Consider the following 8092-nt stretch of genomic DNA (forward strand, 5'->3'; position numbering starts at 1 on the left):
CCGCAGACGCCTTTGACGCCGTTAGCGGCTCGCTCACATTCTCGAACAGCAATCCGTCGAGTGGATTCTATGTCACCGGTGACAGCGGAGCCGTGTCTGTTCTCGGCGATCTAACCGTCAATGTCGTAGGCAATATCGAATATGACTTCGACGGCGACGCACAAATGACGGTCGGCGGCAATGCTACGCTCAACAGCGGTCAGGGCATCCTAATCAATCACACCAATAATCTAAATCCGGTCAACTCAATCGACGTGTCGGGCACCTTCGCTGCAACAGCGCTGGGCAATTTCGTCAGCACAGAAGGTTCGCGAATCAATGCGGCAGATACAGCCACGGTACGCGCAGAACAAAATGCCACTGTGGCCGATATAGCCGGTGTCGATCTTGTCAGTATTTCTGCACTATTCGATGCCAATGTGACCAACGCAGCCGTCACCGGGATTCCCGTGGTATTTACATCCGGCGCGCCTCAAGTAGGCGGCCCTGAATTGACGATTACGGCAGGTTTTGACCCCTTCCTGACCAGTGGCGCATATGATCCGAATTACAATGCCAATGTCTCAGGTCTTGTCACTTCGACCGGCTTTATACGGGTCCGCGCAGGCGGAACTGCTACCTTCCTCGGAGGAAGTTCGACAATTTCGGACAATGGTCTGACCGTTCAGACCGGCGATGACATCATCATAGAATCGGGAGCGAGCGTTACCGCCGCGAACAATCCTGCGACGACGCCAAGTGCAGCCACTCCGTTTACGAATTTGAACAATCTGCGTTTGCAGGCCGGCGGCATCACGGACATATTTACAACTCCGCCGACACCGATCGCATCGATCGTGGCGGCAGGCGACATTAATGCCAACAATTTTGCCGTCGTCATGACTGCAAATGCAGTCGATGGCCTCGGCGGTACGATCACTGCCAGTTCGATCAGCGTGGACGTAAACAATGCACCTGCCAATGGCGTCACCCAGAGCGATGATAACGGCTTGCTGAGCGCACAATGCCTGGAGGGCAATGTCTGTCTCGGCACGCTCAACGCCGACAACCTGGTTTACATCGGTCAGGCGAGCAACAATGATGTGATCCAGGCCATCGTCGAAAGCGGGACAGTTTCCGCCAACGACATATTGGTTACCAACCGTCGCGATATCGTGATGGGAACGACGGGCATCGCAACCACGCTCGACGCGGTCAATCAGTTGGCATTGCAAAGTACCGAAGGCGATATTGATCTGACCGACGTTTCCGTGACCAGTAACTCTATCACCATTGATGCGGCCGGCAGCTTGCTGGGCACGGCAGATCTCGACAGCGCCAGCGATATCGGAATCACGGTCGGCGCGGACATCAACGCAGCATCGATTACCACCGGCGGCCAATTGACGACCGTTGCGCAAGTCGGCGCTCCTCTTGAAGCCAGCTTTACGGTGCCGGGCAGCATCATTGTCGGTACCCTGTCGCAAAGCGCCGATATCGATATCGACATCAGCGCCGGCGGCGACGTCAGCTTTGACCAAATCGACCTGCCCGCCAACCGTTCGATCACGCTGACCGCCGCTACCGGAGACGCCTTTCTCGGTAGCAACAGCAGCGCGACATCAATCTCGGTTCTGGGCAATAATGTCGGCTTCAATGACTTGCTGTCATCTGGCGGCATCACACTCGATGCCACGAACGGTGACCTGACCGGCACCGGTCCCGGTGATCTGACGGCAGGCGGCAGCATCAATCTCCAAGCTGCGAATACTATCGACATCGGCAACGCTACCAACACAGGCCTTGGACAAGGCATTAACCTGTCCGCCAATGATGTGACAGCGAGTGCGCTCACCACAAATAGCGGCGACATCCTGGTGTCGGCAGCGCAGGATATCGCGCTCGGTTCCGCTGCCACCAGTGCCGGCACGCCGACGGCCGGGTCGATCGGCTTGCTGGCAGGCAACGACATTGTCTCAAACGGAACTCTCGACGCCGGTGAAGACGTAGCGATCCGTGCGCTGGGCGACGTCAGCCTGACGACGGTATCGGCCGGCGATGACGTTGCGATTGACGCAGACGGCGCGATCAGTCTGGCCAGTGCGACAGCCAGCGGCACCGGAATTGACCTGTTTGCATTGTCGTTCGACACTGCCAACGCCGGCCAGGCCGGATCGATCGCCTTTGCTAGTGAAACGCTGACTGGCTCGAACATCCAGCTGGATAGCGGCAGCGATATCACGGCCACCGGTGCGCTCGACGCAGTTGATGATATTAATGTCACCGCGACCGGAACACCGACCGTCGCCAATGCGATCAGCGGTGGCGACACCAATATTACCGGCGCGTCGGTAGCGTTGAATAACGGCACCATCGGCGGCAATCTGACGCTCAATGCACTCGCCGGCAATATAGACAGCAATGGCACTGTGGTCGTCGGCAACGCAATTGATCTGGACGCGACAGGAGATGCAGGATTTGCCGATCTCCTCACACAGACCGGCGCAATCACTATCACGGCAGGCGGAAGCATCAATGGTGGCGATCTTGACGCCGCCAGTGACATCGGCCTGGACGGCGGCAATATTGCTGTCGGCGACGCCGCCGGCGACGCAATCACAATGACCAGCGGATCGGATATCCTGTTCGATGCCCTGACTTCGACCGGATCGACCACTCTGACCGCAAGCAACGGAACTATTGGCGCGAACACGGGCGCAGGCGATATCACCGCAACCGGTCTCGGCCAGAGCATCAACCTGTCCGCCAATGATGTGACAGCGAGTGCGCTCACCACAAATAGCGGCGACATCCTGGTGTCGGCAGCGCAGGATATCGCGCTCGGTTCCGCTGCCACCAGTGCCGGCACGCCGACGGCCGGGTCGATCGGCTTGCTGGCAGGCAACGACATTGTCTCAAACGGAACTCTCGACGCCGGTGAAGACGTAGCGATCCGTGCGCTGGGCGACGTCAGCCTGACGACGGTATCGGCCGGCGATGACGTTGCGATTGACGCAGACGGCGCGATCAGTCTGGCCAGTGCGACAGCCAGCGGCACCGGAATTGACCTGTTTGCATTGTCGTTCGACACTGCCAACGCCGGCCAGGCCGGATCGATCGCCTTTGCTAGTGAAACGCTGACTGGCTCGAACATCCAGCTGGATAGCGGCAGCGATATCACGGCCACCGGTGCGCTCGACGCAGTTGATGATATTAATGTCACCGCGACCGGAACACCGACCGTCGCCAATGCGATCAGCGGTGGCGACACCAATATTACCGGCGCGTCGGTAGCGTTGAATAACGGCACCATCGGCGGCAATCTGACGCTCAATGCACTCGCGGGAAATATCGATGGCAATGGCACAGTTACCGTAGGCGGCGACATCGACCTCGATGCAACCGGCGATGTCGGGTTTGGCGATCTCGATGCTCAGGGCGGCACGTTCACGGTTGACGCCGGCGGCAATATCAACTTCGCCAGCGCAGCCAGCAGCAGTGGCACGACCCTGAACGCGGGGGGCGACATCGCCGGAGACGATCTGACTTCCGATGGCGATATTGCGATCAATGGCGGCGGTGACGCCGATCTGGGAACCGTCGACAGCGGCGCAAATGTCCGAGCCCAATTGCAAGGTGCCTTTGCTGCTAACGAAGTGAATGCGGCTACAACAAGCCAGGGCGAAAACGAAGTCGACATCAGCGCCGAGAACGGGATCGAGATAGCCAATGTCTCGGGCAACAACATATTTTTGACCGCTGCAGCCGGTCTGGTCAACGTCACCAATAATGTCGATGTGTCCAATAGCATTGTCGCTTCGGGCGAAGCTGTCTCGATTGTCACGCAACAACAAATGAGGGTCCGCGCCGAAGCTACCAATGGCGATATCAATCTGTCCTCGGCGGCAGGCTTGGAAGTCGACGGCGCGCAAGCCACAGGTGACATCACCTTGAGCGCCGACGACAATGTTTCGATCAACGGCCTGGTAAGCGCGTCGAATGGCCTGCAGATCACTGCTGGCCGTGCAATCGACATCCAGGCGGATGCAATAGGCGGCACTATCCAGACGGTCAGCGCCGATATGAATATCGGATCTGCCGGCAGTCTGGGCCAGAACGCTTCAACCAGCGACATCCGGATTTCCACCGACGGCACCAGGCAGATGAGACTCGGCGACGAGACGGATCTGGGCGGGACATTCTCTCTCACAAACGATGAATTCAGCCGGATCCATTCGGGCGGTGATTTGACAATCAACGTTGCCGAGACGGGGCTCAGCGGATTTGATCTAACGATCCAAACCCTGACGGCGAGCGCCTTTTCCGACGGCAATTTCGGATCGGATGGAAACTTCAATATTTTCGCAGATCAATCGATTACTGTGATCGGAGACCTGTCCGTCCAGGGCGACTCAAACACGAATCTGAACCTCGCCGTCGGCGATGATCTGTTTGTAAACGCCGCAACCGGTTCAATCACGATGGCCAATGACGCTAGTCTGTCGGGTAATCTTTCCCTCACCGCGCGCAATATATACGCCATGTCGGACCAGGCTTTCACCGATATTCAAGGCATGAGCACCGCTGAAATTGATGCGCGCCTTGCAGAAAATGACGGCAATGTCCGGGACAACGGGTTTATCCGGGCGGACGCTATCAGCGTCACACTGCTTGCCAGCCAGTTCTATGTCCAGAATACCGGCAGCGGCACCGCCTTCGATGCCCGGCGGGGCTTTGTTGCCGGCGCTGGCGGACTGTCCATCAATGCTGGTCCCAGCGGTATCACACCGATCGTCATCAATGGTACGGTCAATGGCGCAGCGGGTATCCCAGCCATTCCGGCCACAACGATTACGGGATCCGGCTTCAATGCGGCGTCCACCATCAATGGCTGTGTGATTAACAATCCGGCGAGTTGTGCACCGGTAACACCTACCCCGACACCGACCCCAACGCCCGGCCAAGATACGCCAACGCCGGATAACCCTGTTCAAGATGTGATCGAAGAAGAGGTTACACCGGAGGAATACGAAGCGGATCCGTTTGCGACCAATCTGATCGAGATCAAGAAAAATGATGACGTTGCCGATGATCCCCTGATCAACGAACCAGTAACAGGCGCGGGCAATGACGATCTTTGGGTGAGCGGCCTCGATTGCGAGCTCGATAATGACGGCAAATGCCTGGTCGATGACGATGAAGACGAGGAAGAGCTTCAGCCTGCAGAATGATCGCGGAGATTAATTGACCTGTTGACCTTTTGCGCGGAAAACCATTAGGCGATGGGTGATGAATGACAATGCCACATATCCGCTAAAACTATTCAACAGCCTGACCCGCCAGATGGAGGCGTTCGCGCCGGTCCACGCCGGTGAAGCGCGTGTTTATACCTGTGGCCCTACGGTCTATAATTACCAGCATATCGGCAATATGCGCGCCTATATTTTTGCCGATCTACTGGGCCGCACGCTGAGTTGGAAGGGTTATAAGCTTACCCATGTCATCAACATTACCGATGTCGGCCATCTGACCTCGGATGCCGATGTCGGCGACGACAAGATGGAGAAGGCTGCCGCGCAATCAGGCAAATCGGCTTGGGATATCGCCAAATATTATACCGATGCATATTGGCTCGATATCGACCGGCTCAACATCCGCCAGCCGGCAAAATGGGCAATCGCCACCGACCATGTCGAAGAGATGATCGCTTTTGCAAACAGCATTGCTGACAAACATTGCTACGAGCTGGAAAGCGGTCTCTATTTTGACGTCAGCACCGTGCCCGATTATGGCCGCCTCTCCGGTGCGCAAAGCGATGACATTGAAGGGCGGATCGACGCGGTTGAAGGCAAGCGCCACCCGCAGGATTTCGCGATCTGGCGCAAGACGCCCGAAGGCGAGACCCGTCAGATGGAATGGGATAGCCCATGGGGTAAAGGCGCGCCTGGTTGGCATCTCGAATGTTCGCAGATGAGCAACAAATATCTTGGCAAGACCTTCGACATCCACACCGGCGGGATCGACCATCGCGAGATTCACCATCCGAACGAGATCGCCCAGAACCAGGCGCATAATTGTTCGGAACACAGCGGCGCCAATATCTGGATGCACAATAATTTCCTGATCGACCGCGCTGGCAAAATGTCCAAGTCGAGCGGCGATTTCCTGCGGTTGCAGGTGCTGATCGACCGGGGCTTCCATCCCCTCGCCTATCGCCTGATGTGCCTGCAGGCCCATTATCGCAGCGAGCTGGAATTCAGCTGGGAAAATCTGGTCGCGGCGCTGACGCGGTTGAAACGGATATTGATGGGCGTGGAGCGGCTGGTGGAAAAAGCCGAGGCAAAGGCTGAACTGGTCGAGCATCCCGCTCTCCAGCAATTGCGCGAAAAATTCGATGCGGCCTTGAGTGAAGATTTGAACAGTTCGAAATGCCTGCCGCTGCTCGAAGAATTGCTGACGCTCAAAAAACTGCCTGCCGGACAAAGACTCACGTTGCTTGCGGAAATGGACGCTGTCCTGGGCCTGCAACTGACGAATCTGACCCGCGATGATTTGCGGGTCCGGCCGGTAGATGCAGCTTTGAACGAAACAGAGATCGATGCGAAACTGGACCAGCGCCAGAAGGCCAAGTCGGAAAAGGACTTTGCAACCGCCGACGTCATTCGAGACGAGCTGACCAGCCAGGGCGTGGAACTGATGGACGGCGATCCTTTGCGCTGGGACTGGAAAATAGTGATATAAATCCTCGATCCGGGCTATGCTCGTAAAGGCTAACATCGGTTGCGCCACGCGAGCACGAAACAACATTCTCATCTTTCGAAGAATGATAATATTAGGAGACTGTCTCGATGACCACCAAACCAAAAGCCGCGATGGCTTCGCTTGTTCGTCCGCTGGTCGAGCCCTTTTGCGGCGATCTCGATGTCACATGGTTCACCAGCACCGAGGAAGCGATGGAAATCGCGCCGCATGCCGAGATCGGCTGGTTCGACATGTATGACAAAGACAAAATGGCAAAGATCATCACCGCAGCGACCGGTCTCAAATGGCTCAACAGCATCTATGCCGGAGTCGAGCATTTTCCGCTCGAGCAGCTCAAGGCACAAGGCACGAAGCTGACCAACGGCGCCGGTCTGAACAGCGCTCCGATCGCCGAATTTGCGATCATGATGATGCTCTCCGCCGCCAAGCGCAGCGATATCATCAACGACAACCAGCGCCAGCATAATTGGCTCGAAGTCCCACCCGGAACAGTCGAGATCGACGGCAGCAAGGCGCTGATCATCGGATATGGCGGGATCGGCCAGCAGATCGCCAAAAAGCTGTCCGGCTTTGACGTCGAGATTACCGCAGTCCGCCGCACCGCGACCGGTGAGCCCAATGTGATCGGACTCGACGACTGGCGAGACCGGCTCGGCGAATTTGACTGGGTCTTTGTTTCAGCCCCCGCAACGAGCGATACGAAACATATGTTTGGCGCCGACGAATTTGCCGCGATGAAATGCTCTGCCTGGCTGGTCAACGTCGCGCGCGGTTCTTTGGTCGATCAGGACGCGTTGCTTGCGGCCCTCAAAGACAAGACCATCGGCGGCGCCGCGCTCGACGTAGCCGATCCCGAACCGCTGCCAGCCGACCACCCGCTGTGGGACGCGCCCAATTGCATCATCACCATGCATTTGTCCGGGCAAGCACAAACCCTGATGTTCCAGCGCGCAGCTGCCCGCTTTGTTGAAAATCTGAAACGCTACCGGAATGGCGAAGAGATGATAGCCGTCGCCGACTTCGATCGCGGATATTGAGGGGGGTGACTTGACGGCTCTTTTGACTTATCAGACAAGATCATAGGGGTAGGATGAACTTCATTCTGAGGGGATTGAGGGTCATCTGGGGTCGTTACCATTTACTCACAATAGCACTGGTCCGCACGGCCAGGGAAGGACCCACATGACCAAAGCATCCGATCTATTTGTAGAATGTCTGGAAAACGAAGGCGTCGAATATTTGTTCGGGGTCCCCGGCGAAGAAAATCTCGACATGCTCGACAGCCTGTCGCGGTCGAAGAAAATCAAGTTGATCCTGACCCGTCACGAACAAGGCGCCGGCTTCATGGCCG

4 protein-coding genes are annotated in these 8092 nt (G+C 57.0%); all 4 read left to right on the forward strand.

Annotated elements, in window-relative coordinates; translation table 11 throughout:
- A partial coding sequence (locus V7680_RS14100) for a beta strand repeat-containing protein (protein WP_335653903.1) occupies nucleotides 1-5210 on the forward strand: 5210 nt, incomplete at its 5' end.
- Between the two features lie 58 nt (nucleotides 5211-5268).
- Nucleotides 5269-6720, forward strand: coding sequence for a cysteine--tRNA ligase (cysS, locus tag V7680_RS14105; RefSeq protein WP_335653904.1), 1452 nt, complete (start codon nucleotides 5269-5271; stop codon nucleotides 6718-6720).
- A gap of 107 nt (nucleotides 6721-6827) precedes the next feature.
- Nucleotides 6828-7778 carry a D-2-hydroxyacid dehydrogenase gene (locus V7680_RS14110; protein WP_335653905.1) on the forward strand — a complete coding sequence of 317 codons (951 nt, stop codon included), beginning with the start codon at nucleotides 6828-6830 and terminating at the stop codon, nucleotides 7776-7778.
- A gap of 145 nt (nucleotides 7779-7923) precedes the next feature.
- On the forward strand, nucleotides 7924-8092 hold a 169-nt coding region (locus V7680_RS14115), incomplete at its 3' end, for a thiamine pyrophosphate-binding protein (RefSeq protein ID WP_335653906.1).

Origin of the sequence: Parasphingorhabdus sp. (genome assembly GCF_036963705.1) — a bacterium.
In the GTDB taxonomy this organism is placed as follows: Bacteria; Pseudomonadota; Alphaproteobacteria; order Sphingomonadales; family Sphingomonadaceae; genus Parasphingorhabdus.

What these genes read in the sequence shown, in the direction of transcription:
- V7680_RS14110 (WP_335653905.1), top strand. Translation starts at nt 6,828, where the DNA reads ATGACCACCAAACCAAAAGCCGCGATGGCTTCGCTTGTTCGTCCGCTG.
- cysS (WP_335653904.1), top strand. Translation starts at nt 5,269, where the DNA reads ATGAATGACAATGCCACATATCCGCTAAAACTATTCAACAGCCTGACC.